Source organism: Streptomyces sp. NPDC002513, from assembly GCF_053595355.1.
In genome coordinates, this window is sequence record NZ_JBSFXK010000001.1 from 249,513 (window position 1) to 269,446 (window position 19,934).

Below are 19,934 nucleotides of genomic sequence, written 5' to 3' on the forward strand. Positions count from 1 at the left end.
CCTGCGCGGACTCCTCCTGGCCCTCACGCTCACCACGAGCCTTGCCGGAGTCGTCGGCGGCGCGTCCCAGGCCGCGGCGAGCGGGACCGCGGAGTCCTCCACCGCCTCCTCGATCAGCGGGGTGCAGCAGCAGGTTCTCTTCCAGGCGGGCACGGGCGGGTACGGGTGTTACCGGATACCCGCACTGGTGCGCACGAAGGGGGGCTCGCTCCTCGCCTTCGCCGAGGGCCGCAAGGCACCGTCCTGCGGAGATCGCGGCGATATCGACATCGTTGAACGACGATCCACCAACGACGGTCGAACCTGGGGCCCGATCAAGGTCGTCCCTAGCGGGGCCACCGCACTCGGGGCGTACGGAACCGGACCGGTGCCGACCGGGGTCCAGGCCGGATCGCCGGTCACGCGCGGCAATGCCGCACCCGTGGTCGACCTGATTCACGGGATCGTCTACCTTGTCTCCACCTCCAACCCGGTCAACTCCAGCTATCCCAGAATTCCGTGGGTTCAGGAAAGCAAGGACGACGGGCTCACCTGGAGCCGGCCCGCGAAAATGAACGTCGCACTCGACCCGGCCGCCACGTCCTCGGACTGGTTCGCGACTGGGCCCGGCCACGGCGTGCAGCTCACCGGGGGGCCGCATCCCGGCCGACTCGTGGTGGGCGCCGTGCAGAAGTCGTCGAGCGGCAAGGACTATGCCGGGTACCTTTACATGGACCCGAACGACAACGACACCGCCACCTGGCAGGCCCTGCAGGCTGTGGACTCCAGTGCCTCGGCCAGCCCGACCACGCCCGCCGAGGTGAGCGTGACGGAGGTGTCGGGCGGCTCCGTCTATGCGGCGGCACGCAACGAGGGCGGTACCCAGCGGGTCTCCGCCACCATCCCCACGCCTGCCGGCACCGCGGTCCCGTCGGCGCCCGCCTTCACCACCTCCTCGTTGCCCTCGCCCGGCGACATCCAGGGCTCCGTCCTGACACTCCACCCGGGAGACAGCACCCACACGCAGGAAGTCCTGCTGTCGGCCCCCGCCGGCGTCGACGCGGGCGGGAAGCCCACCAGGACCAACATGACCGTCTGGTCCCAGTGCGGCACAACATGGAACGCCGGCAAGCTGATCAGCGGCGGCCGGGCCGGCTACTCCGACCTGGAGCTGCTGGCGAGCAACGAGATCGGCCTGCTCTACGAGGGCGGGGCCACCTACTCCGCCGACGAGATCCGCTTCACCAGATTCACCCAGGCCCAACTCGGTACCGGCTGCAACACCCCGGACCCGAGCACCTCGGTGCAGACGGCCCCGGACCCGGGCCCCACGACCCCGGACGCCACCGCGCAGGCGAATGACGGGTACCTCGAGGGCAATGCGGGCATGGTCGTCGGTCAGCTCTCCGGGACGTCCGACAAGGGTCTCCACCTCGACGGCACCGGTGACTACGTCGACATCCCCTATGCCCGGTCCCTGGACACGGGGTCAGGCGACTTCACCTACTCGATGTGGTTCAAGTACACAGCGACGAGCACCGACCCGGACCGGGTCCTGTTCTGGTCCTACGGGGTCGGCACCAGCAAACCGGAGGTCTGGCTCAGGACGCAGCCGAGCCAGAACCGCATCTACGCCTGGGTGCAGGGCTCCACCGGGACGGCCACCACGGCCTTGCAGGACAGTGGCTGCGGCTGCGCCTTCGGCGACAACACCTGGCACTTCGTGTCGCTCACCCGGAGCGGAGGCCAAATCAGCCTCCAGGTCACCGGCGCCCCGTCCCCTGCCGTCGCCAGCGGCGTCGCGGGCAACGTAGCCGACACCCCGGCCAACCCGCCAAGTCCGACACCGCAGTGAGCAACGCCTTCCCCGGCATGATCGACGAGTTCCGCCTCTTCACGACCGCGCTGACCGCCCCCCAGCTGACCGCGCTGGCCTCCCCTGCCTCCAGCGACGGCCCGGTGGACGGCTACCCCGACGGCTCCGCCGACCAGTCGCTCGACGACTCGGCCAATGCCGCTCAGGTCGTGCACATGCCGTTCCAGGCTGTCGACTGGGTCACCACGGTGACCCGCACCACCATTTCAGGCGTCGACGACGAGTCGGGGCACTGCACCGACGCCACACTCCTCGGCCCGCGGGCCACCGCCGTGGCCGGCAAGTTCGGCGCCGCGATGGCGGTCAACACCAGTGCACCCGGCGTCGCTGCGCCCCTCACCCCCGCCCTGGACGTCGCAGACCACGACTTCACCTACTCGATGTGGTTCAACTACTCATCCGCCACCGACACCTCGCCGCGAGCCCTCCTGTGGGCCTACGGGGCCGGGACAACGCAGCCGCAGGTCTGGGTACAGGCGGAGCCCACGACCGCCGGCTCACCGCTGCGTGCCTGGGTCCAGACGGACACGGCCTCGATCTATCTGGACGTCCCGGACTCCAGCGGCCGGGCCTTCGGTGACGGGGCCTGGCACCACTTCACGCTGGAGCGCCAGGGCGGCCAGCTCCAGTTCTCGGTGGACAGCCAGACGGTCACCGCCACTGGTCTGACCGGCTCGCTCACCGGTGACAAGGCGACCGGCATCGAGGGCCTGCGGCTGGGGTCCAAGCCTGACGGGACCAAGATCCTGGGAGGCAGCATCGACGACTTCCGACTCTTCGACCATGCCCTCGACGCCTCCGAGCTCAGCCAGCTCGCCGGTGGCGGACTGCTGGACCCGACATCCGGTATGTCGGTGCACTACAGCTTCGAGGACAAGTACACCTACTCGATGCCCGCGACCAGACCCGAGCCGGACAGCACCCCCGCGACCCCCGATCACTCGGGGCTGTGCAACAACGCCTATGTGCTGAACGGGGCGACACTCGACCCGAGCGGCAGGGACGGCACCGCCCTGCAACTCGACGGGACGGACGACACCGCGCTCGTTCCGTACAGTGCCAGCCTCGCACTGGCACCCGAGGCCCTGCAGCAACCGGCGGCCGCACCCCGCGCGGGCGAGACCTCGGACTTCACCATCTCCATGTGGTTCAAGTACTCCGCGACGGCGTCCAGCGCGGACCAGGTGCTCTTCTGGGCCTACGGAGTCGGCTCCACGGAACGCCAGATCTGGATCCGCGCCAGCCCTGCCGCCAACGGGATCCACGCAGACGTCCAGACCGGAACCAACGAGGCCAACCTGCTGGCCGTGGACGGCGCTCCAGGCCGGACCGCCTTCGGGGACAACACGTGGCACCAGGTGACCCTGGTGCGCTCCGGTGATTCGCTGACCATCTCCGTGGATGCCGTCCAGAAGGCCAGCGCGACACTCGGAGACGGTTCGCCGATCGCCACCGACACTTTCGCGATCGACGGCTTCAGCCTGGGAAGCAAGCCGGACGACACCCAGCCGCTGAAGGGCTCGCTCGACGAGGTGCGCGTCTATCGGCAGGCCCTCAGCGCCGGCGACATGACGTCGCTGCAGAACGGCACCGCTCCCACCGACGCGACCCCGGCGCTCTGGCTGTCCTTCGACACGATCACTGCCACAAGCTACGCGCGGATGTAGCCGCCGCAGGGGTCGCGGGCCTGGCCGCCGTTCGGCGGCCAGGCCCGCGACTGGCACTCAATCGGCCTCGGTCCGCCAGCCGCCGGAACAATCAACGAGTTCCCGCGGCCGAAGGACCGAGGTCAAGGACCCGAGTTCCAGCCGGCCGCCGTAGACAAAGCGCCATGCCCGAATCGGTTGATTGTCACGTCGGGGCGATTCGAATACGGTTGACTTAATGCGCTACAAGATATCTTTCTTTCTTTCCCGGCTGCGAGCGGCACTCGACGTACGGCCCACCGCACCCGTGATTTTTCTGGGGCACTTCGAACTCGAACACGAATAAGATGAGGACGAACCGAGTCTGCCGAAATTCAACTCCCTTTCATCCGGCCTGGCGGTCAACCGGAAGGACGAGTTCGCGTTGACCCTGGCCGGACCGGGGTGACGTCGTCGTCCTCAAGAAAAAGCTGGATTCCGGATACGTCGAATACCTCGCCGCGCCGGGCTTGCGGAACCCGCAGGTCCTGGTGACTGCGGAGAGCGGACCCACCCACGACGTGACGGGAGACGCACCGGCGGACAAAGGGCTGATGGAACACCTGGCCGGGCTGCGGGACCAGGAAGCGTCGATCGTCACGCACGGAGCCCCGGAGCAGGTGAGCGGCTTCCCGGGAGAGCGGTCCGCCGTCGGCCGCACGGGCGGCGGATGTCCGCATACACGACAACGACAAAGTCAACTCGTACCGACGGGAAGCGAGATGAGCAACTGTGTGACGGCGTCCGACGGATGCCGGCTGTGGACCGCGTCCGAGGGCACGGGCCCCCCGATCGTCTTCGTGCACGGCGGACCGGGTCTGTGGGACATGTTCGGCGATCTGGCGGAGGCGCTGTCCCCCGCCTTCACCACTCATCGCTGGGACCAGCGCGGCTGCGGCCGCTCCCCGTGGCCGGGCCCGTACAGCCTGGAGCGGACCCTGGACGACCTCGACGAGGTGCGCCGGCACTTCGCCCACGAGCGGGTCATCCTGATCGGCCACTCCTGGGGCGCCGACCTGGCGTTGCGCTACGCCCTGCGCAGTCCCGAACGCGTGGCCCGCCTGGTCTACATGTCCGGCACCGGCCTCGGGCGGCCGAAGGACACCGACTGGCGCCGGATGCGCCGTGTCATGGGCCCTTACCTGGACCGCATCGACAGCGTGCTGCGCTCCGCCCCGTCGCCGGAGCGCGACCGGCAGTTGCTGGCGTGGCGTCTGTCGTTCGGGTTCGCCGACCGCGAGGCCGGCCAGGACCTCGCCGCCCGGCTGACCGACCCGTGCTTCACGCTCAACCAGGACTACGAGAAAGTGCTGTCCGGCGAGACGGCTCGGCTCACCGAGGAGCAGGGAATGGCCGCCTGCTCCGCGCTGCGGGTGCCGACGCTGGTGCTGCACGGCACGCACGACAGCCAGCCCCCAGCGGTGACCGACACTCTGGTGGAGGCGCTCCCGCTGGTGCGGCGAATACTGATCGACCAAGCCGGGCACTACCCATGGCTGGAGCAGCCGTCGGTGACCGAGAAGGCCCTGCGGTCCTTCCTGGCGGAGGACACCATGGCCGACTTCTCCGCGACGTCCGGACGAGTCTGACCGGCCGCCCGATCGCGCGTTCCCCTTCCCCGCCCACCCCTCGGAGCGAAATCCAGTGTCCACGCAGCCCACTCAGCCCAAGCCCCGAATCGGCATCTTCTATGACGGTGGGTCGGCAAGTCCGGTCGACATCGTCAAGGCGAGCAGAAGGCTCTGCGAGCCGGTCTTCGTGGTGGACCGGGACCCAGCGGACCCGGACGCCGCCGCCGTGCCCGGTGATGTCGTCAACCTCGCGGGCGCCGACCACGCGAGTGCCGCCAAGGCCCTGCTGGACCTGGGCATCGAGCACATCATCACGTTCAGCGACCGTCAGTTGGTACGTACCGCGGAGGTCGCCGCCGCGGCGGGGTACCGGTTCCTGTCGGTCGCGGCTGCCACCGCGTGCCGTGACAAGCTGGAGCTGCGGCGGACCCTGACCGAAGCCGGCGTCGACGCGGTGCGCTCAGCCGGCCTGGACGACCTGTCCGAACTGCCGGCCGTGGTGCAGGAGATCGGGCTGCCTGTGGTGGTCAAGCCCCGCCAGGGTGCGGGCAGCGTCGACACCGTGCGCCTGGACACCGTGGCCCAGGCGGAGCGGTGGAGCGCCGAGCAGGTCGAGCGCATCGCGACGGTTCCCGGCACTTTCCGCGAGTTCGTCGTGGAGGAGTTGCTTGTGGGCGACAGCACGTACGCGGGCCCCGACTTCGGCGACTTCCTGTCGGTGGAGTCGGTGGTGGAGGGCACAAGCATCCGTCACCTGTGCGTCACGGGGAAGTTCCCGCTCACCTCGCCGTTCCGGGAGTGCGGCCTGTTCGTGCCCAGCACGGTGGCCGCCGACGTGGAGGAACGCTGCCGCGAACTGGCCGAGGCGGCCATCCGGGCACTCGGCATCGACCTCGGCGTCGTCCACACCGAGATGAAGCTGACGCCCACGGGGCCCAGGATCATCGAGGTCAACGGCCGGCCTCCCGGCTACATGACGGACCTCCTCCGCCGGGCAACGGGAGGGCGCTACGACATGACCGCCGCTGCCCTGCGCATGGCGCTGGGGCTGCCGGCCGGCGACCTGCCGGCGCTGCTCGACCAGGTCACGTACGTGTACTTCGTCCAGCCGCCGCAGGACGCCACCCGGCTGGTCTCCATCGCCGGGCCGGACGCGGTCGCCCCGATTCCCCATGTGCGCCGGTACCAGCCGTTCGTGGAGGCGGGGTCGCCGATCGACTGGCGCTGGGGCACGAGCGGGCACATCGGGCTGATCCTCGGTGAGGCGGCCGACCACCGGGCCGCCCTCACAGACATCGACACCGCCCTGACAGCGCTGAGGATCAGTTACGCGTAGGCACGGACCCCGCCGTCGGCCCCCGACCCTACCGTGACGGGTATGCCGTGTTGTGGAGATCCCGCGCGATGCACGACGCGACTAGATTGACGTCCATGGGCGTCAATTGACCGGTTCCCTCGTCCGACAAAAGTGGCCCGACCAAGCCGAAGTTCGGCGTTCTCACGTGCACCTCGGCCGGCCTGTACGGACCGGACTCGGCAGGCTTTTCCGTCCCGGTACTGTCCGCCTGTTTGACAATTTTGCACTCTCACCATTCGGCTGGAAGAAGGTACGTCGCATGCATGACGAGTTTCGGCCCGCTGCGGATGGCTCGACCGAGCCCGCACTGGAATATGGAAGGTACGAAGAGGTCCTTCGTCGGAACCTGCCCTACATCGAGGACCGTCCCCTCACCGGTGACAGCGTTCTGGCGGACCTGGGACTTGACTCTCTGGGCACGGTTCGCCTTCTGGCCGAGCTGGAGGAGGCGTTCGGCAGGGAGTTGCCCGACGAGGCACTCGACGAGGCCACCTTCGCAACCGTCGACTCGCTGTGGCAGGCGTTCCGCGACACCGCGGTTCCCGTCGCCTGAGAGATTGCCGCCCCGGCTGGCTGGGCCGTCTCGCCGGCCGGTCACATTCCGTGGCCCAGGAGGTAGGCCAGAAAATGCCCATTCTATCCGCGGCACACGAACTCATCGACTCCGACGTATACGTTGACCTGTACCCCATGCTGCGCCGCAGGCTGTACATGAAGTGCGACGGTTTCAACTTCGGCGGCTCCCTCAAACTTCGTGCCGCCATTTCCATGGTTTCGGCGGCCGAGCGCGATGGTCTCATCAAAGAGGACACGGTTCTCGTGGAGTCGTCCTCCGGAAATCTTGGCGTCGCGCTCAGCGTGGTGGCCGCCGGCAAGGGACTCCGCTTCGTCTGTGTGACGGATCCACGCTGCAACGAGGCGACCGTCAAGATGATGCGTGCGCTCGGTGCGGACGTCGTGGTGATCGAAGAAATGCACCCCACGGGTGGCTTCCTTCGGGCCCGCAAGGACTATGTGGCCAAGATCTGTGCCGAGGACCCTCGTTGCGTGTGGCTCAACCAGTACACCAACGACGCCCATTGGCAGGCGCACTACGAGACCACAGCGCCCGGAATCGCCAAGCAGTTCCCCGAACTGGACGTGCTGTTCGTGGGAGTCGGCACCGGCGGCACCGCCATGGGCTGCGCTCGCTATTTCCGCGACAACGGCGCGTCCGTGAGGATCGTCGGCGTGGACTCCGTGGGCTCGGTCACGTTCGGGATGCAGCCGTCTCCTCGCTACATTCCCGGCCTCGGATCCAGCGAGCGGCCCCCGCTCGTCGATCCGTCCCTGATCGACGACACCGTGCATGTCACGGAGGCCGACACCGTCAGAACGTGCCGCATGCTGTCCCAGCACGGCTACCTGCTCGGCGGCTCCAGCGGAACCGTGCTGAGCGGCGCGAGGAGTTGGCTGGACCGCAATGACCCGAACGGACGGCTCACCGCCGTGACGATCGCCCCCGACATGGGCGAACGATATGTCGACACGATCTACAACGACGCATGGGTGCGCGACCACATAGGCGAGGACGCGCTGCTCCCCAAGGGCGAGGAAAAGGAAAGCGCGCTGTGAACAATCTCGAATCGCCGTCTTTCGCGGTCGTGCCGGGCATTTCGGTGCAGCGGACGCTGGCCGGACGTGAACGCGACGTCATCGACCTGGTCGAATCGGCGTACCTGCTGCACGGGGCAGGCGGCACGGTCAATCCTCCCTCCTACTTCCTGCGCTTTCCGGATCGGCCGAATGCCCGCATCATCGCGCTCCCCGCCAGTGCGGGAGGCGACGTCGACACCGCCGGGCTGAAGTGGATTTCCAGCTTTCCGGACAACATCGGCGCGGGTCTGCCCCGGGCTTCCGCCGTCCTGATCCTCAACGACCTCACCACCGGCTACCCGTACGCCTGCCTGGAAAGTTCCGTCATCAGCGCGAGCCGCACCGCCGCGTCGGCGGCACTCGCCGCCGTCGCTCTGGGGCGCGGCCGAAGCTCGCTCGGCCAGGTCGGTTTCATCGGTACCGGGCTGATAGCCCGGTACATCCACACCTACTTGGCCGCCGCCGACTGGCCGTTCGAGCGAATCCGGGTGTTCGACACCTCGGCGGAGCGGGCAGGCGTCTTCACCGAACGCCTGCGCGAGGCCACGGACGCTGCCGTAGAAGTGGCCACCAGCGCGGAGGAACTGATCCGCTCCAGCGATGTCGTCGTGTTCGCCACGACGGCCGGAACTCCTCACGTCACCGACCCCTCGTGGTTCGAGCACGCACCGCTGGTCCTGCACGTCTCGCTGCGTGATGTGTCACCGGAGGTGGTGCTCGCCTCGACGAACATCGTTGACGACGTCGAGCACTGCCTGAAGGCGAACACCTCGGTCCATTTGACCGAACAGCTCACGGGCAACCGCGACTTCGTGCACGGAACACTGCACGAGGTGCTCACCGGCGCCGTCGAACCGCCCGCCGACCGGACCGTGCTGTTCTCCCCGTTCGGCCTCGGCGTGCTGGACCTGGCGCTGGGCTCGTACGTCTACCAGGAGTGCCTGCGCACCGGCGACCTCTCGCTGATCGAGGGTTTCTTCAGCGAGCTGGACACACTGACCACCACGGCCCGTCCCGCGGCGGAAGGCACCGCAGCGTCATGAACGAGACAACCGGCGCAACGACCGGATCCGGCGTACGCGATCTCGTCCCCTCACTCGGCACCCTGCGGATCTCCCCGGCCGAAGCGCGGCTTGCCGTACAGCTGAGCCAGCGTCGCGGCCGGCCACAGGACCTGCCGGCCGATGTCGCGGACACCGTTGTGGGGCACGTGTCGCAGTGGGCCGACCGCACCCCCGACGCCTTGGCCGTGACCGGTGCGAGCGGGGACATCACCTACCGGGACCTGGCGCGCAGGGTCGCGGCCGTGTGCGGGTGGCTGACGGCGAGCGGTCTTCGTCCGGACACCGTGGCCGCGGCCACCGGACCCCGGAGCGCGGACTCGGTGATCGTACTCCTGGCGCTGGAGAGCCTGGGCATCACCTACGTACCGCTGGACGCGAACTGGCCGTCCGACAGGATGACCGACGTCATTCGCCGCAGCGGCGCGCGTCATCTGATCTCGTACCACCGGGGTCCCTCGGCGAAGGACCTCGCCGAGGCGGCGGCCCATGCGGCCGAGGTCACCGGTGTACCGCTGATGGAGCTTCCGGAGCCCGGGGGGCTCGTCGACGTCGTGCAGCCGACAGAGCTGCGCGTACGGTGCGAGGACCCGGGCGAGCCCCGCTACGCGTACTTCACCTCCGGCACCACGGGCGCCCCGAAAGGTGCTCTGACAGAACACCAGGGCATGATCAACCACTTGTGGGCGAAGATCGTGGACCTTGAACTGACGCAGGCGGATGTGGTGGCCCTGACCGCGCCGCTCACCTTCGACATCGCCATCTGGCAGATGACGGCCCCCCTGCTGACCGGCGGACGCATCGCGGTGTTCGACGACCGGGACATGGCGTTCCCCCGATCCCTCGTCAAGCGTCTGTGGGACCGGAAGGTCACCGTCGTGGAGCTGGTGCCGACCGTCCTGGAGTGGCTGGCGACGGCGGCCGAGGCCCGGCAGGACACGTCTCTTCAGCGGCTGCGCTGCCTCGTCTCCACCGGAGAGGAACTGACTCCGCAGCTGGCGGGCCGACTGCTGTCCGCGCTGCCGCAGGTGCTGCTGGTCAACGCCTACGGTTTCACGGAGACGTCCGACGACGTGACCCATCACGTGGTGCGGCCGGCCGACCTTGCCGCACCGCGGCTGCCGGTGGGCTCGGCCGTGATCAACACCGTGCTGTACGTGCTGATCGCCGACGGCGAGGGAGAGGACGAATGGCGTGCCGCACGTCCGGGGGAGAGCGGCGAGCTGTTCGTCGGCGGGCTGCCGCCCGGGCTCGGTTACCTCGGTGACGTCCAGGCCACGCAGGGAGCCTTCTTCCCCGACGTGCTCGACCCTCACTCCCCGACCGGCCGTCTGTATCGCAGTGGTGACAGTGTGCTCATCGAGGACGGACTCGTGCGTTACCTCGGCCGGCTGGACCGCCAGGTCAAGGTGGCCGGGGTCCGCATGGAACTCGGCGAGATCGAGGCCGCGCTACGACAGCACGAAGCGGTGGCGGACTGCGCCGTCGTCGCGGTGAACAGCGAAGCGGGTGGCACTCACAGGCGGGAACTGGTCGGGCACGTGGTCCTGCGGGAGAACGCCCCGACGGTGGAGGACCTGCACTCGTTCCTGAGTGCGCGTCTGCCTTCCGCCATGGTTCCGCGCCGGTGGCGTACGCACAGCACTCTGCCCGTCACCGCCAACGGGAAAACCGATTACCGAACCCTTGCGAACCTCACGGCACACGACGCGTGACGGCTGACCGTCGCTGACGATGTGCTCGACGGCGACGTGCTGGTTGTCGGAGGAGTGGTGTGAGACGACCCCGGCGGCCCTGAGGCTGCCGGGGTCGACCGGACCCCTCTTCGACGTGGCTGACTTTCTGCGCGTCGCCGCGCGACATCGTCGAACGGCGGACTCTGGCGAACCGGGTCAGGTGCGAGGCGGCAGGCTCTCGACCACGACCGTGCCCGGCGCTGCCGATCCGGGCCGCAAGAACCTTCCGGCGCCGGGCCCTGGGACGGAAGGGATCACACCAACCCTTCATTCATCGCGATGATCACCGCGGTCGTCCGGTTCGGCGCGCCCAGTTTCAGCATTACCGCCCCCACCAGCCTCTTCACACCGTGTGCGGAGATCGCCAGTGCTTTCGCGATCTGCTTGTTACTGTATCCATGGGCCAGCAGATCCAGTGTTTCCTTTTCCCTGGCTGTGAGCAGAACCGACGAGCCCGCAGCCGAACCCGGCACCCGCCCGTGACCGACAGCCAGCAGTTGCCGTGCCAATTTCGCAGGCATGGGAAGCTCACCCGCTACGACCCGCTCCAAGGCCGTTTTGAGGGACGCGGCAGTGGCATCTGCCATCGAGATGACGCCGTCACAGGGCACCTCTCCATGAAGGCCGATGTCCCTGCTCGAGACATCGCTGTCCACAAGTACGACAAAGGGGCGGTTCTCCTGCGAGAAGGATACGCTCGCCAGTCTCCTGCACTGCGGTGGAGTGGCCAACAGGATGCGCGCACACCCCGCCGCACCACTCCCGTCCTCCAGCAGCTCCCTCTCGCTCACAAGAGTGACCTGAGGAATGCCCGCAAGCATCGCTGTGAATCCCCAGCGAATCACTTCGGTCTCCACCGAGAGCGCAACAAGATATTGTTGGGTTCTGGTCTCGATTTCCATAGATTGCACGTGTAACTCCGTTCGGGCTGAGCCAGTCTTGCGGGAACGGCAAGACTGTGGGATGCGGCCCACGGCGGCATCACCATCGCGTCACTTCGGATGCGGTCGGGTGCCCGGTCGCACCGGGCGTTGCCCCTGAAGGCCGAGTCGGCCACGCCGGCCCCCGAGAACTGCGGTTCCTGGGGGATGCGGCGATGTCACAGCCGGGATCTTCGCCGACGAGCCGCCGGGGACACGGCGTCGACATCACCGTCGCGCCCGCGAACTGTGCTTGGTACGACTGCCTTCGCAGGCCTCGGCCGTGGCCGGACCATCTGCCGGAAGCCTCGCTGCGCTGGACTTCGTCTCAGCAGATCGTCAGCAAGTGACCGCAGCGGGCTTCGCTAGAACCTTGCACAACAAGCCGCATACCAAACCTCTCGGCACGTCACCCCCCGCCATCCGCGCTGAGCTTGGCTGCGTGAAGGCGCGAGGAGAGGGATCAGGCGTCAGGACGTGTGAAGCGTCTTCACCGGTGCGAGAGCGGCACCGGGTCCGGGCCGACCCGCGGTTTCAGCGCCAAGGCCTCTTCCGGAACGGCCATGGCCGGGGGCAGCCCAACCAGGCGGCGTGGCCGTGAGTTGGGGGTGGCTGGCAACGCCTGTACTCTGCAAGCACATGACGGTACACCTTTGGGTAGGGGTGGAGGAGAGCTGAGAATCGCGGGGCCCACGGGACGGGCGGTCCCGCCGCCCGCTCGGAGACTGCTCAGCCTCCCCAGGAGCTGTCGTCGCACCGCAGCGAAAGCGGGCAAGTCAGTGCTGATACGTCGTCGGATGCCGTGGACCGGGACGGCTCACTGCCAGGTACCGCGACGGACAACGACGCGCCGGCAACGGCGGCGACAGTGACAGCCAGGAGAACTTTGAGCTTCCGGCGGAACATGATCCAACCCCTTGAAGTTGCAGGTAGAGGCAGCACCCGGCGTGCGTTTCCGGGCGCAGGACCAGGATGTGAGGTAGCCCAGCCATGCGGCTAGCGAGGCACCCCTCATGAAGTGGCCCGACAGCAAAGCGACAGGGGACCAAAATGGACAATGCCCAGACACCTCGGTCGATGTTCCCCACCGGAGAGCTCACCGACGTCGATGCCACCATTTACGCCTGGGTGCTGCGACGTCGCTCGCTCTCCTCGAGTGAAGCGGCGGACGAGCTGGGACTGTCCGAACAAGCCGCAGCCGACAGTCTGAAGCGGCTGATCGTGGCGAGACTCGTGTATCCGAGCCCGGACGATCCGAGTGCCGGATTCGCCGTCGCCCCCGAGGCCGCCCTGCACCACCTGTCCGCCCCGATCGAGGCCGACATCCGTGAGCTCCAGGACCAACTGACCCTGGTCCATCAGGAACTGGACCGGTTCACGGCGCCCTTCCACCAGTCCAAGAACCCGACCTCTCGCACGATCGAGGTCATCGACAACCTTCACGAGGTGCGCGCCGCCTTGGCCCAGACCGCCAAACGCTGCAGCACCGAGATGATCAGCTGTCAGCCCGGGGGGAACGCCCGCGTGCCCGAGGCGATGCGGGAGGCCATGACACGCGACCACGAGCTTCTCGAACGCGGGGTCAAGATCCGTACGCTCTATCACCATACCGCGCGGTTCAACGCGGCCAGCCAGGAGTACGTGGCCACCGCCTCCGCGCTGGGCGCCCAGTACCGCACCGCCCACTCCCTGTTCGGCCGGTTAATCGTCTTTGACCGTGAAACCGCTTTCATACCGGTTCAGGACGCCTCCTGGGGGGCGGTCGTGATCCGCGAGCCGAACACCGTCGCCTACCTCTGCGGTCTCTTCGAGCAGGCCTGGGACCTTGCCACGCCGTTCGCCGATGCCGCGAGCCAAGGACTGGAACAGGTGTCCCGCGAGACCCACACGACGATCCTCAGGCTGCTGGCAGCCGGGTTGAAGGACGATACCATCGCCCGCCGACTGGGCATGTCGCTGCGCACGGTCCGGCGCCACATCGCCGACATATTGGAGGGGTTGGACGCCACCAGCCGCTTCCAGGCCGGAGCCGCCGCCGCCCGCTTGGGGCTTCTCGACGGGCAGGAGCCCGCGATGGAGCGGCCGACAGGCTGATCCGCCACTGCCGCCGACTCTGCGCCCGCCCGGGCCGCACCTCGCCGTCGTCCACGGGCGACGCCTCGGTGACACCGGAGCCGTCGAACCCCTCGGTGGCGAGGCCCACATCGCCCTCGTCCACGTACGTCTCCGTGTCCGCGTACGCGCGTAGCTCTTCGACCGGCGTGCCGCACCCCGGGCGGGCAAGGGCGCCCCGCAGGTCGTCGACGGCTACTTCCACCTCTCCGACGCCCCCGCGAGTCGCTGGGCACGAGTGGAACCCACCGCGATTTCCGAGGAGTTGAACAACGCCACCTCCGTATCCGTACGGTGGGTGGCCCGCGCTCCCCCGCACGGGCCACCCACCGTACGGAGGTTGCCTTGGCAGACAACGTCACCTCGCTGTTCCGCAGCTCCACGGCGCACCACCCCTCAATGGCGGCGCTGACACGGGAGAGTGACGGAGCCGGCCCGGTGGACTTCTGCATCCCGGGCAATCCCTACTTCCCCACGCCCGCCATGTTCGACGAGTTGGCAGGCCGGCTGCGCGAGATCGTCACCTACTACCCGAGCAGCGCCGACACGATCACGACCGAGCTGTGCGACCTGCTCCAGCTTCCGGCGCAGTGTGTGGCCATGGGCAACGGCGCGACCGAGCTGATCACCTGGATCGACCATCTGCTGGTCCGCGAGTCCCTCGCCGTCCCCGTCCCCGCCTTCGGCCGCTGGACCGACCAGCCCATGGAGACCGGCAAGCGCGTCGACATGTTCCCGCTCCAGGAGTCCAGCGGCTTCGCCCTGGACCTGGCCCGGTACTCCGAGTTCCTCCGCAAGCGCGGCACGCGGGTCGCCGTCGTCTGCAACCCGAACAACCCCGACGGCGGGTTCGTGCCCCGGCAGACGCTGGTGCAGTTCATGGACACGATGGCGGACCTGGACCTGATCGTGATCGACGAGTCGTTCCTGGAGTTCGCCGACGCCGAGAGCGAGCCCAGCGTCGTCCGGGACGCCGTGCTGCGCCCCAATGTCATCGTGCTGCGCAGCCTCGGCAAGAGCTTCGGCCTGCACGGCATCCGCTTCGGCTATCTGGTCGCCAACCCCGCGCTCGCGCACACGATCCGCTCGATGCTGCCGAAGTGGAATCTCAACTCGTTCGCCGAGCACGTGGTCTTCATGCTGAAGGAGTACGGCGCCGAGTACCTGGAGAGCCTGCACCAGGTCCGCCGGGACCGCCTGGACATGGCCCGCCGGCTCTCCCGGCTTCCCGGTCTGACCGTCTACCCGTCCCAGGGCAATTTCCTCTTCGTGCGCCTCCCGGTGGGCGCCGAGGGCACCGTGGTCCGCGACCGGCTGCTGTCCGAGCACCGGATCCTGGTCCGCGAGTGCGGCGACAAGATCGGTTCGTCCAGCCGCTTCCTGCGCCTCGTGGTGCGCCCCGAGGTGGACGTGCGTCGCCTGGCGTCCGCCCTGGAGCAGGTGTTCTACGGGGCCGGGAAGGGAACCGCCGTGCCCGAGCCGAGCACGGGGACCGGCTACAGCTCGGGCACGGCGGCCGTGGACCGGCTGGTCAGCGAGACCAACGGGGCGGGGTTCTCGGGGCTCGCCGCCCAGGCCTCGGCGATGCCGAGGCTGGCCCCGGGCTCGGCCCCCGCGCCGGCCCCGGCACCCGCCGCCGCCCCGCCCCCGATGCCCGCACCGGCTCCGCTGCCGCTCCCCGCACCCGCCCCCATGCCCGCACCAGTCCCTGCGCCGATGCCCACCCCCATGCCCGCACCAGCCCCCGCGCCGATGCCCGCCCCCGCGGCGTCGGCACCGGTCTCCGCCCCCGCTCCGCTCCCGGCGACTCCGCCGTGGATCACTCCGGCCGCCGCCATGCCGCCGGGGATCGCCCCGGCGCCCGCGGCCGGTCTGCAGGCCGTACCGCAGACGGGTCTGCCCGGACTCGCGGCGGCCGCCCGGAACCGGCTCGGCATGCCCGCCGCGGGCGGCCTCACGGCCGCCCAGGTGCGCGGCCGCACCCAGCCGGAAGCGGCCCCGGAGCCGATGGGCTGGCCGGCGGCGGGCGCGATGTACAACCAGGTCGGCTGAGCCGCCCGGGCCACGCCCGGCCCAGGCACCCGTAGGACCGGACCGGACGCCGTCGGCGGCCACGAGGACAGCCTCGTGGCCGCCGACGGCGTCGTCGTATGCGTTCGACCGATCGCCACCATATGCCCGATTTAAACCAAAAGTCAGAAAACTTAACTTTTACTCCACTGGGCACCATTAAGCCCTTTAATCCAAATTGCTCGTTAAGTGCAATCGCAAAGCCAACATTCCCATTCCAGAACCGGGGTGATGCACTTCACTTACGAAGCGCCTTAGTTCTTTACCTGGCTCTTAACCTCTGGGATTCAGCACTCGAATCCGGTCGGAGAGGCCCACGACAACTATCCGGCTTAGTGCGGACGGTAATTGTTTAGTTATTCGGGGCGGCTAAGAATGACTCCGCCGCAGGGCACCGCAGAAAGAAATGCGGTGCTGTTTGTCGAGGGGAACCGGCAACTGCGCACGATGCAATCCCTGGAATGAGGACCGCACCATGCACCGTCACGCCGCTCAGCGCCCGTCCCGGACACGCCGGTTCTCCGCCGGTGGCGCCGTCACCGTCGGCACCTTCGCCCTGGCCTGCACGGCCCTGTTCGGAACGGCCGAGTCCGCTCACGCCGCCCCGGCCACCCCGGCCGCCGCCACCACTGCGGCCCGCCCCGCCGCGACCACCTACACGGTCCAGCAGGGCGACCACCTCGCCTCGATCGCCCGCGCCCTCAAGGTGCCGGGCGGCTGGCAGGCCATCGCGTCGGCCAACAGCCTCTCCAGCCCGTACGCCCTCCAGCCGGGCCAGGTCCTGACCCTGCCCGCCGGGTCGGCCGCCACCGGGCCGGCCAAGACCGCCGCACCGGCCACGACCCCCGCGACGTCCGCCGGCCTCCAGACCTACGCGAACAACCTGGACGGCTGGATCAAGCAATCGCTGGCGGTCATGAAGCAGCGCGGCATTCCGGGCAGCTACAACGGCATTTACCGCAATGTCATCCGTGAGTCCTCGGGCAACCCGAAGGCCATCAACCTGTGGGACTCCAACGCCGCCGCCGGCATCCCCTCCAAGGGACTGCTCCAGGTGATCCAGCCGACGTTCAACACGTACCACGTGTCGGGTACCTCGTGGAACATCTACGACCCGGTCGCCAACATCACCGCCGCGTGCAACTACGCGTACCACCGCTACGGTTCGATCGACAACGTGAACGGCCCCTACTGACAGGCCTGAACCGTGATACGGGTGGTGGCGGCCCAGTGCCGCCACCACCCCGTTGCATCTGAAAAGGCTGGTGGTCACACCTCGCTGCGGCCCTACGACGAGGCGACACGGGCGACGAGACGGGACCGGTCAGACCGGGGCACCCGGACACGCACCCGTCGTCCGATTCCCGACCAGGGACAGCCACCTCGGCACGTCCACCTCGGCCCGCACGGTCTTGCCCGGCGGCGGGTCCCGGTCCAGTACCTCCCACCGCGCGGCGAGCGCGTCGATGAGGACGAATCCGCGGCCGGATTCCTCCAGGGCCGCCGGGGGCGCCACGTCACCCGGGACCGGCGGGCGGGGCGGCCCGCTGCGGGTGTCGCTGACCTCGATGCGGACGCTGCCCGTGACGAGGGAGAGCCGCAGCTCGAAGTCCCGCCCCGGTACACGGCCGTGGGTGACCGCGTTGGCGGCCAGTTCGGCGATGACCGCGGCGACGGCGTCGGAGGCGTCCGCGCCGTGCGGGACGCCCCAGGCGTGCAGTTGGTGCAGGGCGAGATGCCGGGCCAGGCGTGCGCCGCGCGGGGTGGCGCTGAAGCGCTGGGAGAACACACTTACGGTAACCGGGCGTTGGGGGCTGGAAGGTACGGTCATACGCTCAATCTGACGGCCTAGAAGGGTGTTTCACCAGGTCGACGCCGCGTACGCCACGACAGCGTACGCGCTCACATGCTGGACAGTACCCGTGACTACCCGTGACCATGCCTGGAAGAGGTGACGGACAGTGGTGGATTGCGTGGCGGAAACGGGCGGGAAGCGGCGCCCTGCCCGTCACCGGTGCGGCGGGCACCATTCGAAGAGCAGGATGGTCACGTCGTCCCGCAGCCGGTTGCGCTGGTGGTCGAGGATGGCGTGGATGAGCAGCCGCAGCGCCTCGGCCGGGCGCTGGCCGGCGGCGGAACAGCGGATGACGAAGTCGGTGAACCGGTCGAGGCCGAACTCCACTCCGTCCGCGTCGCGTGCCTCCACGACGCCGTCGGTGTAGAGCAGGACGTGGTCGCCCGGTTCGAGTGTCGTCTCGTGCACCTGCCGGGCCGCCGGGGCGAGTTGGCCGGCCAGGCCGAGGGGGGGTTGCGGGGGACTGTCCAGCGCCCCGCAGAGCACCCGCTCGCCGCGGATCAGCAGCGGAGAGGGGTGACCGCAGTTGACCCAGTGCAGCACCCCGGTCTCCGCGTCGAGCCGGCACAGCACTCCTGTGCAGAAATGGTCGGGCAGCCACCGGGCGAGCGCCTGGTCGACGGAGCCGACGGCGTCGGCCGGGCCGCCACCGCCGCGGCGGGTGTTCCGGACCGCCGCCATGACGACCGACGTGGTCAGACCGGAGGCCAGGTCGTGCCCCATGGAGTCGAGGATCATGGTGTGCAGCACGTTCTTGACCACCGCGTGGTCGAACGCGTCACCGGCGATGTCGTACGCCGGTTCCAGGACCGCGGTCGAGACGCACCTGCTGGTGCCGATGGTGCGGGGTGGCAGGAAAGCCCGCACCATCTCGGCGGGCAACCCCATGGTCGCGGTGCGGGTGCGGGCGGCGAGCCAGTCGCTGTAGGCGCGCTTGGAGGTGATCAGCATGGCGAACAGATGGGCCAGCATCCGGCTGCGGCGCATCCGCACCCCGTCGAGCGAGGCGGTCCGCACCGCCAGCACGCCCAGCCGCTCCGCACCGTCGACCAGAGGCATCCAGACGATCACGCCGTCGTCGGCCTCGGCCACCCGCGAGGAGACCGTGCGGTACGCCCAGCCGGCCAACGAGTCGACCACCGGCAGCGGCTCCAAGGCCTCGTCGAGGGGGATGAGCAGCCGTTGCTGCAGGTCGACGAGGTAGATCAGCACGGTGTCCAGGCCGAGGGCCGCAGCGCACCGGACCGCCAGGGCGGACAGTTCGAACGGCAGGGCCGTCTGCGCCTCGGCGATCAGCTCTTCCAGCAGGCTCTCGTCGACAGCGGCGGCGGGACCGGCGGACACGTGCGGTGGATCCGGCACGGGGATCACCCCTTCCCCGCCCAGTCTCACACCGATCCCGGCCTCCCTCACGTCCGCACGATCGCGCTGAGTGCGTCCGCGGCGAGGGCTGTTCCGTGTCACCACGGGTACCGGTCCGCTCGCACACGGCGCAGCTCTGCCTGGAAGCTCCACCCGGATGAGACGCGAACGTACAAGCGAAATCCCGTCCCGCTGAGGCTCCTGCCCTGCCCGCGACCGGACGGGCGCGCCCGTCTCGCCTACGGGTTCTCCCAGGCCGCCGGCTCCTCCGCCAGCTCCCGTACCGGTGCCGGCAGCGTGCCCGACGCGACGTCCGCGAGGGTGACGCCCTCCAGGATGCGGCGGACGTTCGCCCGGACCGCCACCCACAGCGGCAGCAGCGGCTCGGCGGGACCGGTGTAGGCGAGCTGGGTGGGGCGTTCGCCGCGTACGGAGACGATCGGACCGTCCACCGCGCGGATGACGTCCGCGACCGTGATCGCGTCGGCGGGACGGGCCAGCCGGTATCCGCCGTTGCCTCCGCGCCTGCTGTCGACCAGGCCCCCACGGCGCAGATCGCCGAGGATGCCCTCCAGGAACTTGTGCGGAATGCCCTGCGCGGAGGCGACCGTCTCCGCCTTGACCGGACCGCTTTCCTGCCGGACGGTCACCTCCAGCGCCGCCCTGACCGCGTAATCCGCCCGCGCCGAGATCCTCATGGCCCCATTGTCGGGCC

The 19,934-nt window shown here is 68.9% G+C and carries 15 protein-coding genes; 11 read left to right on the forward strand and 4 right to left on the reverse strand.

The window, feature by feature from the left end; all coding sequences use genetic code 11:
- Positions 1 to 121 precede the first annotated feature (121 nt).
- From ACWD5Q_RS01205 to ACWD5Q_RS01240, 8 genes are all read left to right on the forward strand, one after another.
- The gene (locus tag ACWD5Q_RS01205; protein ID WP_451424887.1) at positions 122 to 1,834 is read left to right on the forward strand and encodes an exo-alpha-sialidase; all 1,713 of its coding nucleotides are present in this window, start codon (positions 122 to 124) and stop codon (positions 1,832 to 1,834) included.
- Positions 1,831 to 3,522, forward strand: a complete 1,692-nt coding sequence (locus ACWD5Q_RS01210; RefSeq protein ID WP_451424888.1) for a LamG-like jellyroll fold domain-containing protein — start codon at positions 1,831 to 1,833, stop codon at positions 3,520 to 3,522. Before ACWD5Q_RS01205 ends, ACWD5Q_RS01210 begins: the two co-directional genes overlap by 4 nt.
- Before the next feature lie 740 nt (positions 3,523 to 4,262).
- The gene (locus tag ACWD5Q_RS01215) at positions 4,263 to 5,129 is read left to right on the forward strand and encodes an alpha/beta fold hydrolase (protein ID WP_451424889.1); all 867 of its coding nucleotides are present in this window, start codon (positions 4,263 to 4,265) and stop codon (positions 5,127 to 5,129) included.
- A 55-nt stretch (positions 5,130 to 5,184) separates the two neighbouring features.
- Complete coding sequence (locus tag ACWD5Q_RS01220; RefSeq protein WP_451424890.1) at positions 5,185 to 6,447, forward strand: ATP-grasp domain-containing protein; 1,263 nt, start codon at positions 5,185 to 5,187, stop codon at positions 6,445 to 6,447.
- A gap of 280 nt (positions 6,448 to 6,727) precedes the next feature.
- Positions 6,728 to 7,021, forward strand: a complete 294-nt coding sequence (locus ACWD5Q_RS01225; RefSeq protein ID WP_451424891.1) for a phosphopantetheine-binding protein — start codon at positions 6,728 to 6,730, stop codon at positions 7,019 to 7,021.
- Between the two features lie 74 nt (positions 7,022 to 7,095).
- Positions 7,096 to 8,082, forward strand: coding sequence for a 2,3-diaminopropionate biosynthesis protein SbnA (gene sbnA, locus ACWD5Q_RS01230; RefSeq protein WP_451424892.1), 987 nt, complete (start codon positions 7,096 to 7,098; stop codon positions 8,080 to 8,082).
- Entirely contained in the window at positions 8,079 to 9,146 is a 1,068-nt protein-coding gene (gene sbnB / locus ACWD5Q_RS01235) for a 2,3-diaminopropionate biosynthesis protein SbnB (protein WP_451424893.1), read from the forward strand. Before sbnA ends, sbnB begins: the two co-directional genes overlap by 4 nt.
- Positions 9,143 to 10,879 (forward strand): AMP-binding protein, encoded by a 1,737-nt coding sequence (locus tag ACWD5Q_RS01240; protein ID WP_451424894.1) that lies wholly within the window; start codon positions 9,143 to 9,145, stop codon positions 10,877 to 10,879. The genes sbnB and ACWD5Q_RS01240 overlap by 4 nt, the downstream gene beginning before the upstream one ends.
- Before the next feature lie 275 nt (positions 10,880 to 11,154).
- On the opposite strand, the gene ACWD5Q_RS01245 is transcribed toward ACWD5Q_RS01240, so the two are convergent.
- Positions 11,155 to 11,802: a response regulator transcription factor gene (locus ACWD5Q_RS01245; protein WP_451424895.1), complete on the reverse strand. Its 648-nt coding sequence runs from the start codon at positions 11,800 to 11,802 to the stop codon at positions 11,155 to 11,157.
- Between the two features lie 1,068 nt (positions 11,803 to 12,870).
- On the opposite strand from ACWD5Q_RS01245, the gene ACWD5Q_RS01250 reads away from it, so the two are divergent.
- The 3 genes from ACWD5Q_RS01250 to ACWD5Q_RS01260 all read left to right on the forward strand — a co-directional run bounded on the left by ACWD5Q_RS01250 (position 12,871) and on the right by ACWD5Q_RS01260 (position 17,197).
- Positions 12,871 to 13,914 (forward strand): LuxR C-terminal-related transcriptional regulator, encoded by a 1,044-nt coding sequence (locus tag ACWD5Q_RS01250; RefSeq protein WP_451424896.1) that lies wholly within the window; start codon positions 12,871 to 12,873, stop codon positions 13,912 to 13,914.
- A gap of 363 nt (positions 13,915 to 14,277) precedes the next feature.
- Positions 14,278 to 15,984, forward strand: coding sequence for a pyridoxal phosphate-dependent aminotransferase (locus tag ACWD5Q_RS01255; protein ID WP_451424897.1), 1,707 nt, complete (start codon positions 14,278 to 14,280; stop codon positions 15,982 to 15,984).
- A gap of 493 nt (positions 15,985 to 16,477) precedes the next feature.
- A complete protein-coding gene (locus tag ACWD5Q_RS01260) occupies positions 16,478 to 17,197 on the forward strand; it encodes a transglycosylase SLT domain-containing protein (protein WP_451424898.1) in 720 nt (239 codons plus the stop codon).
- 129 nt (positions 17,198 to 17,326) lie between these two features.
- On the opposite strand, the gene ACWD5Q_RS01265 is transcribed toward ACWD5Q_RS01260, so the two are convergent.
- The 3 genes from ACWD5Q_RS01265 to ACWD5Q_RS01275 form a co-directional block, all read right to left on the reverse strand.
- Positions 17,327 to 17,833: an ATP-binding protein gene (locus tag ACWD5Q_RS01265; RefSeq protein WP_451424899.1), complete on the reverse strand. Its 507-nt coding sequence runs from the start codon at positions 17,831 to 17,833 to the stop codon at positions 17,327 to 17,329.
- 177 nt (positions 17,834 to 18,010) lie between these two features.
- Positions 18,011 to 19,228, reverse strand: a complete 1,218-nt coding sequence (locus tag ACWD5Q_RS01270) for a PP2C family protein-serine/threonine phosphatase (protein WP_451424937.1) — start codon at positions 19,226 to 19,228, stop codon at positions 18,011 to 18,013.
- A 230-nt stretch (positions 19,229 to 19,458) separates the two neighbouring features.
- On the reverse strand, positions 19,459 to 19,917 hold the full coding sequence (locus ACWD5Q_RS01275) for an RrF2 family transcriptional regulator (RefSeq protein WP_451424900.1): 459 nt from the start codon (positions 19,915 to 19,917) through the stop codon (positions 19,459 to 19,461).
- Positions 19,918 to 19,934 lie beyond the last annotated feature (17 nt).